This is a genomic window from Polaribacter sp. 20A6, assembly GCF_011378915.1.
GTDB classification, from domain to species: Bacteria; Bacteroidota; Bacteroidia; order Flavobacteriales; family Flavobacteriaceae; genus Polaribacter; species Polaribacter sejongensis.
On the sequence record NZ_WTPZ01000003.1, the window covers coordinates 21,120 to 36,484 of the forward strand.

Sequence of the window (15,365 nt, forward strand, 5' to 3'; positions counted from 1 at the left end):
TATTTAGAACTAATTTAACTTATATGCAATTTGCTGTGTATCTAAACTTGCTAGTAGCTCGTTGGTTATGTGAACCTTTGTATTTCTACTAGGCAAGCTAATTTCTAGTTTTTCTTTTTCGTCCCAAATAGTGAAATTTAAATTTTGTTTACCAGGTGTCTTCTTTAAAATGGATTCTAAGTTTAAAATAGAATCTTCTTTAATTTCACTTAAAGGAAGTTGGATGGTTACTTTTTTACAGAGTTCATCCATAATATCATGTAACAATTTCATTTCTAAGAATTTTAACCTAGGTTCACCAACAATTCCTGTTTCTTTATTAGTCCAACCAGGCTGTACGGTAGTACGTATAAATAAGAATTGATTAGGTACTAAGAAGTGTTGCATTCTTAGGTAATCTTCCCCAAAAATTCTAAACTCGTTACTATCTCCATAATCTTCAACGGTAAACATTGCCCAACCTTTACCTGCTTTAGAAACTCTGTGTTGTACATCGGTAACAATACCAGCAAAAGCCAAATTCATATTTACAAATTTTGCTAAATCGGCTTTAAAGTATTTTAAGGAAGCGTTGCAGAATTTTATTTCATTTTTAAAATCATCTAAAGGATGTGCAGAAATATATATTCCAATAACTTCCTTTTCTTGTTGAAGCAACTCCATAGTTCCCCATGTCTCACATTCCGGAATGTCTGGTTCTGGAAACTGGACTGTAGAAGCTTCTCCAAACATAGAAACCTGAGCAGAGTTTTCGTTTTCTTGATATTTATGTCCAAATTTCATTGCACGTTCTAAAAAGGTCATTCCTTTTTCATCGGTAGCAAAATATTGTGCTCTGTGGGTGTCTGTAAAAGAATCGAAAGCACCAGCTTTTATCAAACTATCAAAAGATTTTTTATTGGCAGCTCTTAAATCTACCCGTTTAGATAAATCAAAAATTGAATTATAATTTCCATTCTCTTCTCTCTCTTTAATAATAGCTCTCACTGCTCCGGCTCCAACACCTTTTACCGCTGCCATTCCAAAACGGACAGCACCTTCATTATTTACAGAGAATTTTAAGAAGGATTCATTTAAATCTGGACCAAAAACTTGTAATTCCATTCGTTTACATTCTTCCATAAAGAAAGAGACAGCTTTAATATCTTTCATATTATTAGAAAGTACAGAAGCCATATATTCTGCAGGGTAATGTGCTTTTAGATAGGCAGTTTGATAAGCGATCCATGCATAACACGTAGAGTGAGATTTGTTAAAGGCGTAACTTGCAAAAGCTTCCCAATCCTTCCAGATTTTCTCTAATTTTACAGGGTCATGTCCTTTTGCAGCTGCTTGCTCTACAAACTTTGGTTTCATTTTATCTAGTACCGCAATTTGCTTTTTACCCATTGCCTTACGTAAAACATCGGCTTCACCTTTGGTGAAATCTGCCAATTTTTGGGATAAAAGCATTACTTGCTCTTGGTAAACTGTAATTCCGTAAGTTTCTGCCAAGTACTCTTCCATGGCAGGTAAATCGTACTCAATATCTTCGGTTCCGTGTTTTCTATTAATAAAAGACGGAATGTATTCCATTGGTCCTGGACGATATAATGCATTCATTGCAATTAAATCGGCAAAAACAGTTGGTTTTAAAGAACGCATGTGTTTCTGCATTCCTGGAGATTCATACTGGAAAATACCTACCGTTTCTCCTCGTTGGAACAATTCGTATGTTTTTACATCATCTAAAGGAAACGTTTCTGGATCTAACGTAATATCATGTCTTGCTTTTACAATTTTAACGGTGTCTTTAATTAAAGTCAACGTTTTTAATCCCAAGAAATCCATTTTTAACAAACCAGCGTCTTCAACGACTGAGTTATCAAATTGGGTAACATACATATCAGAATCCTTTGCCAAAGCAACGGGTACATAATTGGTAATATCTCCAGGCGTAATAATTACACCACAGGCATGAATACCGGTATTTCTAACAGAGCCCTCTAAAATGGTGGCTTTGTTTATTGTTTCGGAAACCAAGTCGTTTCCGTAAGACATTTGTTTTAATTCTTCTATAAGAACTTTTTCTTCTGCACGTAAACCATCAACTTTACCTTTACTTTTAGCATCATCGCCAAAAATATTTTTTAGTTTAATTCCCGGAATTAATTTTGCAATTCTATCGGCTTCAAAAAGTGGTAAATCTAAAACTCGGGCAGTATCTCTAATAGAAGATTTTGCCGCCATGGTTCCGTAGGTAATAATCTGAGCAACTTGGTTTGCACCATATTTATCAATTACATAATCCATTACACGTCCACGACCTTCATCATCAAAATCAATATCAATATCGGGCATGGATACACGTTCTGGATTTAAGAAACGCTCAAAAAGTAAATCGTATTGAATAGGATCTATATTTGTAATCCAAAGACAATAAGCAACCACAGAACCCGCTGCAGAACCCCTACCAGGACCTACAGCAACATCCATTCTTCTTGCTGCTCTAATAAAATCTTCTACAATTAAGAAATAACCAGGATACCCTGTTTTTTCAATAACTTCTAATTCAAAATCTAAACGTTCTTTAATAGATTCTGTAATTTCTCCATAACGTTTTTTAGCCCCTTCAAAGGTTAAGTGTTTTAAGAAATTATTTTCTCCACGTTTTCCTCCATCTAATTCATCCGCAGGATCTTTAAATTCATCACCAATATTAAAAGCTGGCAATAAAACATCTCTTGCAAGGGTGAATATTTCAATTTTATCTACAATTTCTTGAATGTTACTAATTGCTTCAGGTATGTCTGCAAACAACTTTTTCATTTCGTCGGTAGACTTAAAGTAATACTCGTCGTTAGGCAATCCGTATCTATAACCACGTCCTTTACCAATAGGCGTCGATTGTTTTTCACCATCTTTTACACACAATAAAATATCATGTGCATTTGCATCTTTCTTTTCTAAGTAAAACGTATTATTGGTAGCAATAATTTTAACATCATGTTTTTTAGAAAACTTTAATAAAGTTTCGTTTACAATTTTTTCGTCTTGTTGGTCATGACGCATCAACTCAATATACAAGTCGTCGTTAAATTGTTCTTTCCACCAGATTAACGCTTCTTCCGCTTGTTTTTCTCCTAAGTTTAAAATTTTACTAGGAACCTCTCCATATAAGTTTCCTGTTAAAACAATAATGTCTTCTTTGTATTGTTCTACAAGCGCTTTATCAATTCTAGGAACATAGTAAAACCCATCTACAAAGGCTGCAGAAGATAATTTTGCTAAATTGTGATACCCTTTTTTATTTTTAGCAAGCAAAACAACCTGATAACCGTTGTCTTTTTGCGATTTATTTTTATGATCTTCACAGATATTAAACTCACAACCAATAATTGGTTTCATAGGAGTTTCTGCGTTTTTATTATGATTTAAAACTGCATTCACAAAATGGAAAGCCCCCATCATGTTTGCTGTATCCGTCATGGCAACTGCAGGCATATTGTCTTTTGCTGCAGCTTTTACAATATTACCCAATTGCATGGTAGATTGTAAAACAGAATATTGTGTATGATTGTGTAGATGAGAAAACTGTACGTTTTCTAACTCAGCTAAACCATCTGATGTAGATTTAGTTGTTGCAGTACCTTTTAATTTCTCTAAACGTTGGCGAATTATATCGCTCTCTTTCTTTAGATTGATGTGCTTTAAACCAATTACCTGAATAGGTTTTGGGTTCGCTTCCGAGAAATTTTTAAAATAATCTTCATCTACATCTAACTGCTCTTTGGTATATTCTCTTAAACGAATTAATTCTAAAAAACAACGAGTTGTCGCCTCAACATCGGCCGTTGCATTGTGTGCTTCACCAAAACCAACACCAAATAAATGATTGTGTAATTCTGTTAACGTTGGTAGTTTAAATTTACCACCACGCCCCCCAGGAATCTGACACATAGTAGCCGTTTTCTCGGTACAAGTATCTAAAATTGGTAATGAATTTAAATTGTTTTCTACACCTAATCTATGGAATTCACATCCCATAATATTAAGGTCGAAATTTAAATTCTGACCAACAATAAACTTCGTTTTAGCTAACGCTTCATTAAATAAAACCAAACCTTCACTTAAAGGAATACCTTGTTCTGCCGCTAATTCAGTCGAAATTCCATGAATTCTTTCTGCATCGTACGGAATATTAAAGTTGTCTGGTTGTATTAGAAAATCGTTGTGTTCTAACACATTTCCCATCTCATCATGGAGTTGCCATGCAATTTGAATACACCTAGGCCAGTTGTCCGTATCTGTAATAGGAGCATTCCAACTTTTAGGTAAACCGGTAGTTTCTGTATCAAAAATTAAGTACATAAATCTGTGTAAATGTTGAAGTGTTTAACTGTTTAAAAGAACATGCAAAAATAGAAATTTGTTCTTACAAATGATGAATGAGTTTGTTTTGTTTATCAACAAATTTTCTCTTAGGCTTGTGCTAGCTTGTAACTAGTTTCTTATCATAAATTAGTGCTTAATTACACTAGTTTATAACCGAGAGAGAGAATATGTCTGTTTTTTGGGGCGTGCCCATTTTTTAATACACCAAGTTAATAGCATGTACTTTTTGTCTTAAAAATGGTCAGGCTATCCGCTGCAAGTCCTCGTTCGTACCTCACTGTGGGCTTTTCTCTGCTATCCTTCACGCGGAAGTTGTTTGTTTGTAATATAGTTAGAGAAATTAGGCCTTTGATTTCACTCGTTACAAACGAGCGTTAGCGTGTGTTTTTATTTCGATACTCTTAATTTGTAAAAGCATCAAGTTTGTCACATTAGTTTTCTTTTCTAAAATGGTAAAAAGTAGACCCTTCAGGTTTTTAAAACCTGAAGGGTCTACTTTTTATATACTTTTATAAAATTGAGAAGGAATAAAATTATTTACTAATGTTTCTAAGTAACAAGTCTGAGCATAAAAAAGCCAATCCATTTAAGGATTGGCTTTTTAAACTGTTTCATAAAAATATGAATAATAGATTTATAACCTATTTATATTTTATGATTAGGCTAACTCTTCTTTTACCATCAGTAAATTAATAGCAGCTTGAATTTTTTGTTGCTGTTCTTCTAGCATTTTTTTTGTGGAAGGAGCAAAAACATCATCTAGTAATATTTTTTTATACTCTTCTAAATTTGCTTTTTCACCTCTAATAGATTCTTCTAAAATTGCCTCTTCATCATTTGAGCTAAATAGCGATTTTAGAGTCATCCAATTTCGGTGCATTGTTCCTTTAAAAGAACCATCGTCTTCTGGTATTTGTCCGTGTACAAGAATTTCTGTTCTTAGTTCTTTTGCAAACTGACTTCTTTCTGAGGCTCTATTTTTAAAGAAAATCTTTAATTTAGGACTTTCTACATTTTCTGCAGCGTTTAGATATCCTTTTTCGGCATCATAATTTTTCTCTAATAACTCGTTTAATTTGTTCGAAATTTTTTCTGTGTACTTCATGTTGTCATTTTCATTTTAAATTCCAATAGCTTGTTTTAAGATGTGTATTGTTTAGCATCTGATACAAAACTATAAAATATTAGAGAGAGCCATGAGTCCATAAGATTTTGATTTTGACTCATTTGATTTTGTATAGTATTATTTTGTTTTTTCAACTATTGGGGAAATTGCATACAGTTTGTTTTGTTGTTAATATTGTTGTGTTATCACTGTTATGTGACTTCTCTCTGCGTTCGAAGTGACAAGTTTATGTAGCATGAGTGTCTGCGTTAGGGATAGAGCGGTCTATTTGAGCTCTCCCACATTTTTTTGTGGGAAGCGAGTAGCGAAAGCCCGACCCTTGTGGTAACGCCCTAAAAAATATTGATATTTAGCGTTTTAGTTTAAAAAAGGTTTTGTACTTTTGCGCCCACTTACTACGAGATAGTGAGATTTTTAATAATAAAGGTCGAGAACCTTAATAAATTAACAAATTATGTCTGTAAAGATTAGATTACAAAGACACGGTAAAAAAGGGAAACCATTCTATTGGATCGTTGCCGCTGATGCTCGTGCAAAAAGAGATGGTAAATACTTAGAAAAAATTGGTACTTACAATCCTAACGTTAACCCTGCAATTATTGATTTAGATGTAGATTTAGCTGTAACTTGGTTACAAAATGGTGCACAACCAACTGATACTGCAAAAAACATTTTATCTTATAAAGGTGCAATGTTAAAGAATCATTTAGCTGGTGGTGTAAGAAAAGGTGCTTTAACTCAAGAGCAAGCAGATGCAAAATTTGCAGCGTGGGTAGAGGCAAAAGCTACTAAGATTTCTGATAAAGAAGCTGGTTTATCTAAAGCACAATCTGAGGCGAAAGCAGCAGCATTGGCAGCAGAAAAAGCAGTAAATGAAGCAAGAATTGAAGCAGCTAAACCAGTTGTTGAAGAAGTAGCAGAAGAGGTTGTTGCTGAAGCTGAAGAGGCTCCAGAAACAATTGATGATGCAGCAGCAAAAGCAGCAGAATAAATTATAAATTATTACGAAGATGCGTAAAGAAGATTGTTTTTATTTAGGCAAAATCGTTACAAAATATAGTTTTAAAGGTGAAGTTGTTATCAAATTAGATACCGACGAGCCTGAGTTGTATACAGAAATGGAATCAGTTTATGTCGAATTCGGCACAAACTTGGTTCCATTTTTTATTGATAAAAGTTCACTACACAAAGGAAATCAGTTACGCGTTCAGTTTGAGGATGTTTATTCTGATGAGGAAGCAGATTCTATCTTAAAATGTGGTGTTTATTTACCAAATACAATGTTGCCAGAATTAACGGGCGATAAATTTTACTATCATGAAGTAATTGGTTTTACAGTTGTTGATGCTAATTTTGGAGAAGTTGGACAAATTGTTCATATAAACGATAAAGCAGCGCAACCACTTTTTGAAATTGACAGAGAAGGAACAGAGATTTTTATTCCGATGGTAGATGATTTTATTAAAAAAGTAGATAGAGAGAACAAAACAATTCAGGTAGATACTCCAGAAGGATTAATTGAGTTGTATTTGTCTTAAAGTAAAGAGAGGTGTCTGAGTGGTCGAAAGAGCTACCTTGGAAAGGTAGTGTACTGGTAACGGTACCGAGGGTTCGAATCCCTTCCTCTCTACTGAAAAATTAAAAAACCCTATAAGCAAATTGTTTATAGGGTTTTTTCGGTTTTAATATTTTATATACCTATTATTTGTCTAAATTTTAGGTGTGTAAAATTTGTGCTAAGATTAAAGAAATATAGTAGTTAATAAACTTCATTAAATTAATCTACAGATATTAAATATCTGCACCTTATTTTTTAAAAAGTGTGTTCATTTTTTTATTCTTATTGTAATGTAAAAATGAAAATGTATACAGCCATTTTTTTACTCTTTACTTTTTTTTGATAATAAATATATAAAATATAAAGATATCGTAATTTGTTACCTATGATTTTAAGTAATTAAAAAAATAAGTGCAAATTAAAAAGATATTACTAATATTTGTTAAAGAATATAATACACTTCTTAATACATAGTTTTAAAAGATTTTTTTGAAGTTTTTTTATTAAAAAGCATTCAAGTCTATCTAAATACTTTTAAGGTTTGTCGTGTTGTTGTGAAAATTACTATTTAAAAAGTAGGGCATCTCTTGTAAACATTGTATAAACGAGTAGTTTATTGTGCTTTTTGTATCTAAAAAAAAATACATATAAATCTATATTTTTGAGTAAAATGTCCATACCAAAAATAAACTACTGAACTAATTTTAACGAAATATTAATAATTATTATAACGATTAACTAAAAATTATTTTAACTAAACTATTTAAAATGGAAAAACTTAAACTCTTATTAATTGCCTTTATTATAGGTTTTTCATCTTTAACATTTGCACAAGATTCTGTATCTGGTGTTGTAACAGATGAACAAAACCAACCTATTCCGGGAGTTAGTGTCTTTATTAAAGGGACCACTATTGGAACAACTACAGATTTTGATGGTGAATATCAAATCAAAGCGAGTAAAAGTAATGTTATTGTCTTTTCTTATTTAGGCTTTAAAACGTTAGAAATTACTTATAACGGACAATCACCTTTAACAGTTCAATTAAAGGAAGATACTGCAACATTAGAAGAAATTGTAGTAGTAGGTTATGGTTCTGTTAAAAGGTCTGACTTAACAGGTGCTGTTTCATCTATAGGAGCATCTGAATTAACAGAACAGAAGAAAACAGATATTGGGCAAGCTGTTAAAGGACAAGTTGCTGGGGTAGATGTTAGATCGCTTAGCAATAAACCAGGTGCACCTCTTAGTATTAGAATTAGAGGTAATACTGCTATTAGAAATGATGCATATGTTGGTCGTGACGGAGCAAGTGATGATCCTACTTTGGATAGAACAAAACCATTATATGTGGTAGATGGTATTTTCTTTGAAGATATAAATATTTTAAATCCAGCAGATATTCAACAAATGGATATTTTGAAGGATGCATCTGCAACGGCTATATATGGTTCTCGTGGAGCAAACGGTGTAGTTATTATAACAACCAAAAATGGTGTAGAAGGAAAAACAGTTTTTACATATGAGGCAACAATGGGGTTTAGAACTGTAGCAAATGAGCCAGATTTTTTTACAGGTGATGAATATGTAGCTTTTGTAGATGATGTTATAAGAAGTAGAGAGTTTGGAAAATTATTTAATTCAGGAATGCCTACTGTAGCAGATTATAATAATATAGATGTGTCTTCTTTTATAAACACAGAAATAAGAACAACAAATGAAGAAGCTAGTAATGTAGCTAACAGACGTTATACAAACTGGATAAAAGATTATCAAAAAACAGGCTTGCAAACGAGTCATAATTTTGGGATGTCTGGTGGAACAAATGGTTTGGTATATAGTGCTAGTTTAGGGTATTTAAGTGATGAAGGTGTTATAGGTATAGAAGCTTATGAACGTTATAATTTAAGCCTTTCACTTTCTAAAAGAGTGTCTGATAAGTTAACTGTAGGCTTAAAATCTTATTTGGCTTTTTCTGAAAGAGAAGAAGGAAGTAGAGAATTATATAGAAGTACACAACGTTTAGCACCAACAGTAAACTCTCGTGATACAGATGGTAATCTTATTTTATTTCCAGATGATCAAGATACCCGTTTTACAAATCCTTATTACGATGCAAATGGAGAATGGACTGTAAATACAAAATCTTTAGATGTTATAGCAAATGTGTTTGTAAACTATAAGCCTACAGATTGGGTTAGTTTTAAAACGCAATTTGCACCAAATATTAAAACGACCAGATTTGGAGAGTTTAGAGGTTTGTACACTAAAGCTGCTCGTAATGATCCTAGTAGAATACAATCACACTATGATACTTATTTTAATACATCTTATAGTTGGGATAATATTGTTGATTTTAATTTTGATGTTGCAAAAGGTCACAATCTTAAAGCAACACTTATTTCTTCATTGTATTATAACCAAAGAGAGAATGGGAAAATAGAAACTAGAAATTTTGATACCAATGAATATTTGTTTTATAATACAGAATCTGGTACAGATATAAGAGATTATGATACTGAATATGTTAAAGAATCATTAGCGTCTTTTGCAGGAAGAATAAATTACAGCATTAATGATAAGTATCTTTTTACTTTTTCTGGAAGGTATGATGGTTCTTCTAAATTAGCAACAGATAATAAATGGGCATTCTTTCCATCAGCAGCTTTTGCTTGGAAAATATCAGATGAAGATTTTATACACAATACAGATTGGTTAAGTAACTTAAAATTACGTTTAAGTTATGGTGAAGCAGGTAATGATACTTCTGTTAGTGCATATGATTCTCTTGCTTTTTTAAGTAATAATGATTATTTATTTGGAGAATCTGCAGCAAACGGTGTTAGTGTATCTGGTTTACCTAATAGTAATTTAACTTGGGAACGTACAAAAGAATTTAATATTGGTTTAGATTTTGGTATTATACAAAATAGAGTAGCATTGTCTTTAGAACTTTATAATAAAAAAACAGTGGGTAGTATTTTTGGAAGAACATTATCTCCTATTTCTGGTTTTAGTGCTGCAATTGGTAATTTTGGTTCTGTAAGAAATAGTGGTATAGAAATTACTTTAAATACAAGAAATATTCAAACAGATAACTTTAGCTGGAGAACTAGTTTTAATTTTGCTAAAAACAAGAATGAGATTCTTGAATTAGATGGAGATTTAGATTTATTGCCTTACGAAGATCATGGTGTTTTACAGGTAGGACAACCAGCTGATGCTATTTGGAGTTACCAAAGAGATGGTATTTGGCAATTAGATGAAATTGCAGAAGCAGATGTTTATGGTCAAGATCCAGGACAACGTAAATATGTAGATCAAAATAATGATGGTGTATTAAATGATGAAGATAAAGTTGTCTTAGGTCAATTATCTCCAGATTGGACGGCGGGTCTTACAAATACATTTACGTATAAAAATTTAGATCTTTCAATTCAAGCCTATACAAGACAAGGTAGTTATGGTCATTCAGAATTTAATTCACTATCTGTGCCATGGAATGGTGATGATGCTACTTTTAATAAAGTTGATTTAGATTATTGGACACCTAATAACCCAGATTCAGAAAATCCAGCTTTAGAATATGGTGCAAATGGAGATTACTATACAGATTTCGATTTTGTTCGTATTGGTAATATTGGTTTAGGATATCAATTTTCTGATAAGATGTTAGATAAATTACAAATGTCGAGTTTACGTTTATCAGTAAATATTCAAAACCCATTTACATTTACAGATTATGAAGGTTCAGATCCAGAAACAGGACTTCAAAACAATTATAATGGAGGATATTTGACTAAAACAGTATTATTCGGTCTTAAATTATCTTATTAATTTTAAACTATATAAAAGATGAAAATTTTAAAAAACATAAAATATTCAATAGGTATACTAAGTTGTATAATGCTATTAAATGCTTGTGAAAGCTATATTGAAGAGAAGATATACTCAGATATAACAAGCGAAAACTTTATTACCGAAGATACTGCAGATCAATTAGTGGTAGGTGTTTATACTCAAGTGCGTTCGGTTTATAAAAATTACGGTTATAAATTTCAAGGTACTGATATCTTTACTAATCAAAATGATGTAACTGCTACGAGTTCTGCTAATGACTATGTTGGTTTTACGGCTCCAAACACTAACAGCGTTTGGTCTAATAATTACGATGTTATTGCAAAGTCTAATACAGCAATTAATCGTTATGAAAACCAAATAGATTGGAGTACTCCAAGATTAGCAGATAAAGCTTATGGTATTGCGCAAGCGAAAGGATTAAGAGCATTAGCTTTTTTTAATTTAGTACAACAATTTGGAGGTGTAGTATTAGATTTAGAAGAGCCACAAACTATTCGTTCAGATTATACGCGTTCTACAGAAGAAGAAACGTATACACTTATAATAGAAGAATTAGAAGCGGCAATTCCAGATTTAGAAGTTGCTCCAGAAGCAGGACGTTTTTCTAAAAGAGCTGCGCAACACTTATTAGCAGAGGTATATTTAACTAGAGCGTATAAATCTTATGGTTTAAGTACAGATTTTGCAACTGCAGCAGCTTTAGCAGAATCAGCAATAGGTTCTTATGATATTAGAAGTCAGTCTTTTGCTCAGGTTTTTGATTTTAATAATCAAGTAAATGATGAGGTTTTATTTGCAGCACAATGGGGATCAGAAGGTATTACAGCAGATAAAAATAATAATAAGCATGCGCTTTTTATGTATCAAGTTTTTAACTTACCAGGTATATCTAGAGTTAATTCTTATGGGTTAAAAAGTGGAAGTGATATGCCAACACCATTTTTCTATTCTTTATTTGCAGATAATGATTCTAGAGAAGATGTTACTATACATCGTGCTCTTATTGCAAATGAAGATGAAACAGGAGGTATAGCGCCTATATCTGTTGGTGATACTATTGTTTATTTTCCAAAAGTAGCATTAAGTGCGGCAGAATTAGCAGATCATTTAGATCGTCATTGGGTATATCAACCAGATCAATATGGCTTTGGTAGACCAACAGATGTTCCTGGGACCACTTTCTTATATTCTGAAAATACAGAATTTACAAACTTTCCAATTTTTAAGAAATTTGATGATCAAGATTTTAGTGAGGATGGAGAGGGATCTCGTGATACTTTTATCTTTAGAGTAGCAGGAACACATTTAATAGCTGCAGAAGCATATTTAGGAGCTAATAATTTAGCATCAGCATTAAATCATATTAACATAGTTAGAGAGCGTGCTACAGGAGTTGCTAACGAATATACCTCTATAACTATAGATGATATTTTAAATGAACGAGCATTAGAACTTGCGGCTGAAGATGATAGATGGGCTGTTTTAAAAAGAACAGGTAAATTAGAAGAAAGAATTAAACTTTATAATCCGGCAGTAATAGATCATGGCGCTTTTGATGCTAGTATTCATTTATTACGTCCAATTCCAGATCAAGAATTAACACTTTCTCCTGATACTATGGTGCAAAATCCTGGATACTAATAACAGTATAAAAATAAGTTTGTTTTGAGCTGGTTTTGAAATATGGACAGGTATAAAAGTTACCTGTCTATACTTCAATAAGTAGTTAAAATAAAAAATACTATAAACTTATTTCTTAAGAAGAAGTAAATCTTTAATCAATTTTAATTGATGTTTATATAGGTAGAAGTTAATAGCTTCTACCTGTTTTTTTTTGTGCAATACTTTTTTATCAATATCACTTTAATAACGGTTCTAAAACTGTAGATTTTCTTCTGTTTTTATATCAATGAATGATATATCCATATATTTCTATTATAAATCCATATTAAAAAAAAGTTTAGAAAGTAACTTTGAAATTGAATTATAATTGAATAAAATGAAAATATTTAAATTTTTTGTACCTGTTTTTTGTTTGGTTTTTTTAACATCTGTAGTGGTTTTAAAAAAGAAGAAAGATATCTATAAAAAAGGATGGATTGATTTTAATAAAAATGGAGTTAAGGATGTTTTTGAAGATCCTACCCAAACAATAGATGCAAGAGTCGCTAATCTTTTATCTCAAATGACTGTTAATGAAAAAACAGCTCAAATGGTTACTTTGTATGGGTATTCTAGGATTTTACAAGATGAATTACCTACTGAAGAATGGAAAAATAGTGCTTGGAAAGATGGAATAGCTAACATTGATGAGCATTTAAATACGATTCAAAACCGTCCTTCAACATATAACGATTATTCATTTCCGTATAGCAGTCATGCAGAAGCTATAAATACCATTCAAAAATGGTTTATAGAAGAAACAAGACTTGGCATACCTGTAGATTTTACAAATGAAGGAACACATGGTTTAACACATGATAGAGCAACTCCGTTACCTGCTCCTATAGGAATTGGTAGTACTTGGAATACGGAATTAGTAAATAAAGCAGGGAAAATTATTGGAAGAGAAGCCAAAGCACTTGGTTATACCAATGTATATGCTCCTATTTTAGATGTTGCAAGAGATCCTAGATGGGGAAGAATTGTAGAGAGTTTTAGTGAAGATCCATTTCTAATTTCTGAATTAGGAATACAAATGACAAAAGGAATTCAATCTGAAGGGGTCGCTTCTACATTAAAGCATTTTGCCGTATATAGTGTGCCTAAAGGTGGACGAGAAGGAAAAGCGAGAACAGATCCGCATGTTGCTCCAAGAGAATTACATCAAATGTATTTATATCCTTTTAAAAAGGTTATTGAAGAGGCAAAACCTATGGGGATAATGAGTAGTTATAATGATTATGACGGAGTTCCGGTTACTGGTAGTCATTATTTTTTAACAGAATTATTAAGAAATCAATATGGGTTTGATGGCTATATTGTGTCAGATAGTGATGCCGTTAAGTTTTTATCCTCTAAACATCATGTAGCAAAAGATTATAAAGAATCTGTTAGGCAAGTTGTAGAAGCAGGTTTAAATGTTAGAACCAATTTTAAATCACCAGAATCTTATTTAGAACCATTACGCGAACTAATTAAAGAAGGTGCAATATCAATGAAGACTATAGATACTCGTGTAGCCGATGTTTTGTCTGTAAAATTTAGATTAGGCTTATTTGATCAACCTTTTGTAGAGAACCCTAAAGAATCTAACAAGTTAGTTCATACAGAAGAAGATGAGGAGTTTGCAAAGCAAATTAGTAGAGAATCATTGGTTTTATTAAAGAATGAAGATAATTTATTGCCATTAAACATTAAGAACTACAAAAACATTTTGGTTACAGGTCCGTTAGCGGATGAAGTAAGTTTTACGTATAGTAGATATGGACCTGCAAACAATCCTGCAACTTCTGTTTATAAAGGAATAAAAGAATATGCAGGCAATAACCTAAATGTAAATTATGTAAAAGGATGTAATGTAGTAGACCCTAATTGGCCAGGGAGTGAAATTATACCAACAGAACTTTCTGCAGAAGAACAACAAGGTATAGATGACGCAGTTGCAAAAGCAAACGAGTCTGATATTATAATTGCCGTACTTGGTGAAGATGAAAAAAGAGTAGGAGAATCTAGATCTAGAACAAGTTTAGGTTTACCTGGTAGACAATTTCAACTAATACAGGCTTTATACAAAACAGGAAAACCGGTTGTTTTAGTTATGGTTAATGGACGTCCGTTAACTATTAATTGGGAGGATAAATTTATACCAGCTATTTTGGAAGCTTGGTTTCCTGGACCATCTGCAGGAGAAGTAATTGCCGAAACTTTATTTGGAGATTATAACCCAGGAGGAAAGTTACCAGTTACGTTTCCTAAAGCTGTAGGTCAAATTCCATTAAATTTTCCATTTAAACCAGGTTCTCAAGCAAGTCAACCAGGAGAAGGACCAAATGGTTATGGAAATACAAGAGTTTTAGGACCTATTTATCCCTTCGGATTTGGATTAAGTTACACTACGTTTGATTATAGCGATTTAAAAGTAAGCCCAACAAAAGGGAAGATTAAATCTGATATTCATATTTCATTTAAAATTAAAAATACAGGAAAGAGAGAAGGAGATGAGGTTGTTCAACTGTATTTAAAAGATGAAGTGAGTAGCGTAACTACTTATGAATCTCAGTTAAGAGGTTTTAAGCGAGTTCATTTACTTCCAGGGGAAACAAAGACAGTAAGCTTTGTATTGCATTCAGATGATTTAGAACTGTTAGATAAAGATATGAATTGGGTTGTAGAACCAGGAAGTTTTAAAATAATGATTGGAAGTTCTTCTGAAAACATTCATTTAACAAAAGGGTTTGAAATACTACCAATTGATTAATTTTAACTGCATAAGTTCATTATAAG

The 15,365-nt window shown here is 32.2% G+C and carries 7 protein-coding genes and 1 tRNA gene; 6 read left to right on the forward strand and 2 right to left on the reverse strand.

Annotated features, from left to right (window positions below; genetic code table 11):
• Positions 1–9: 9 nt before the first annotated feature.
• Entirely contained in the window at positions 10–4,350 is a 4,341-nt protein-coding gene (gene dnaE / locus GQS57_RS07550; RefSeq protein ID WP_165732067.1) for a DNA polymerase III subunit alpha, read from the reverse strand.
• 682 nt (positions 4,351–5,032) lie between these two features.
• The gene (locus GQS57_RS07555; RefSeq protein ID WP_165732069.1) at positions 5,033–5,479 is read right to left on the reverse strand and encodes a PA2169 family four-helix-bundle protein; all 447 of its coding nucleotides are present in this window, start codon (positions 5,477–5,479) and stop codon (positions 5,033–5,035) included.
• A gap of 475 nt (positions 5,480–5,954) precedes the next feature.
• Here GQS57_RS07555 and GQS57_RS07560 point away from each other — a divergent pair, with 475 nt between their 5' ends.
• The 6 genes from GQS57_RS07560 to GQS57_RS07585 all read left to right on the forward strand — a co-directional run bounded on the left by GQS57_RS07560 (position 5,955) and on the right by GQS57_RS07585 (position 15,339).
• Positions 5,955–6,491, forward strand: coding sequence for a 30S ribosomal protein S16 (locus GQS57_RS07560; RefSeq protein ID WP_165732072.1), 537 nt, complete (start codon positions 5,955–5,957; stop codon positions 6,489–6,491).
• A gap of 19 nt (positions 6,492–6,510) precedes the next feature.
• Entirely contained in the window at positions 6,511–7,038 is a 528-nt protein-coding gene (rimM, locus tag GQS57_RS07565; RefSeq protein ID WP_165732073.1) for a ribosome maturation factor RimM, read from the forward strand.
• A 5-nt stretch (positions 7,039–7,043) separates the two neighbouring features.
• A tRNA-Ser gene (locus tag GQS57_RS07570) sits at positions 7,044–7,130 on the forward strand.
• Between the two features lie 696 nt (positions 7,131–7,826).
• Complete coding sequence (locus GQS57_RS07575; RefSeq protein WP_165732075.1) at positions 7,827–10,895, forward strand: TonB-dependent receptor; 3,069 nt, start codon at positions 7,827–7,829, stop codon at positions 10,893–10,895.
• A gap of 18 nt (positions 10,896–10,913) precedes the next feature.
• Entirely contained in the window at positions 10,914–12,560 is a 1,647-nt protein-coding gene (locus GQS57_RS07580; protein WP_165732077.1) for a RagB/SusD family nutrient uptake outer membrane protein, read from the forward strand.
• Between the two features lie 358 nt (positions 12,561–12,918).
• Entirely contained in the window at positions 12,919–15,339 is a 2,421-nt protein-coding gene (locus GQS57_RS07585) for a glycoside hydrolase family 3 N-terminal domain-containing protein (RefSeq protein WP_165732079.1), read from the forward strand.
• Positions 15,340–15,365: the final 26 nt, after the last annotated feature.

What these genes read in the sequence shown, in the direction of transcription:
- GQS57_RS07555 (WP_165732069.1), bottom strand. Translation starts at nt 5,479, where the DNA reads ATGAAGTACACAGAAAAAATTTCGAACAAATTAAACGAGTTATTAGAG.
- GQS57_RS07575 (WP_165732075.1), top strand. Translation starts at nt 7,827, where the DNA reads ATGGAAAAACTTAAACTCTTATTAATTGCCTTTATTATAGGTTTTTCA.
- GQS57_RS07580 (WP_165732077.1), top strand. Translation starts at nt 10,914, where the DNA reads ATGAAAATTTTAAAAAACATAAAATATTCAATAGGTATACTAAGTTGT.
- rimM (WP_165732073.1), top strand. Translation starts at nt 6,511, where the DNA reads ATGCGTAAAGAAGATTGTTTTTATTTAGGCAAAATCGTTACAAAATAT.
- GQS57_RS07560 (WP_165732072.1), top strand. Translation starts at nt 5,955, where the DNA reads ATGTCTGTAAAGATTAGATTACAAAGACACGGTAAAAAAGGGAAACCA.
- GQS57_RS07585 (WP_165732079.1), top strand. Translation starts at nt 12,919, where the DNA reads ATGAAAATATTTAAATTTTTTGTACCTGTTTTTTGTTTGGTTTTTTTA.
- dnaE (WP_165732067.1), bottom strand. Translation starts at nt 4,350, where the DNA reads ATGTACTTAATTTTTGATACAGAAACTACCGGTTTACCTAAAAGTTGG.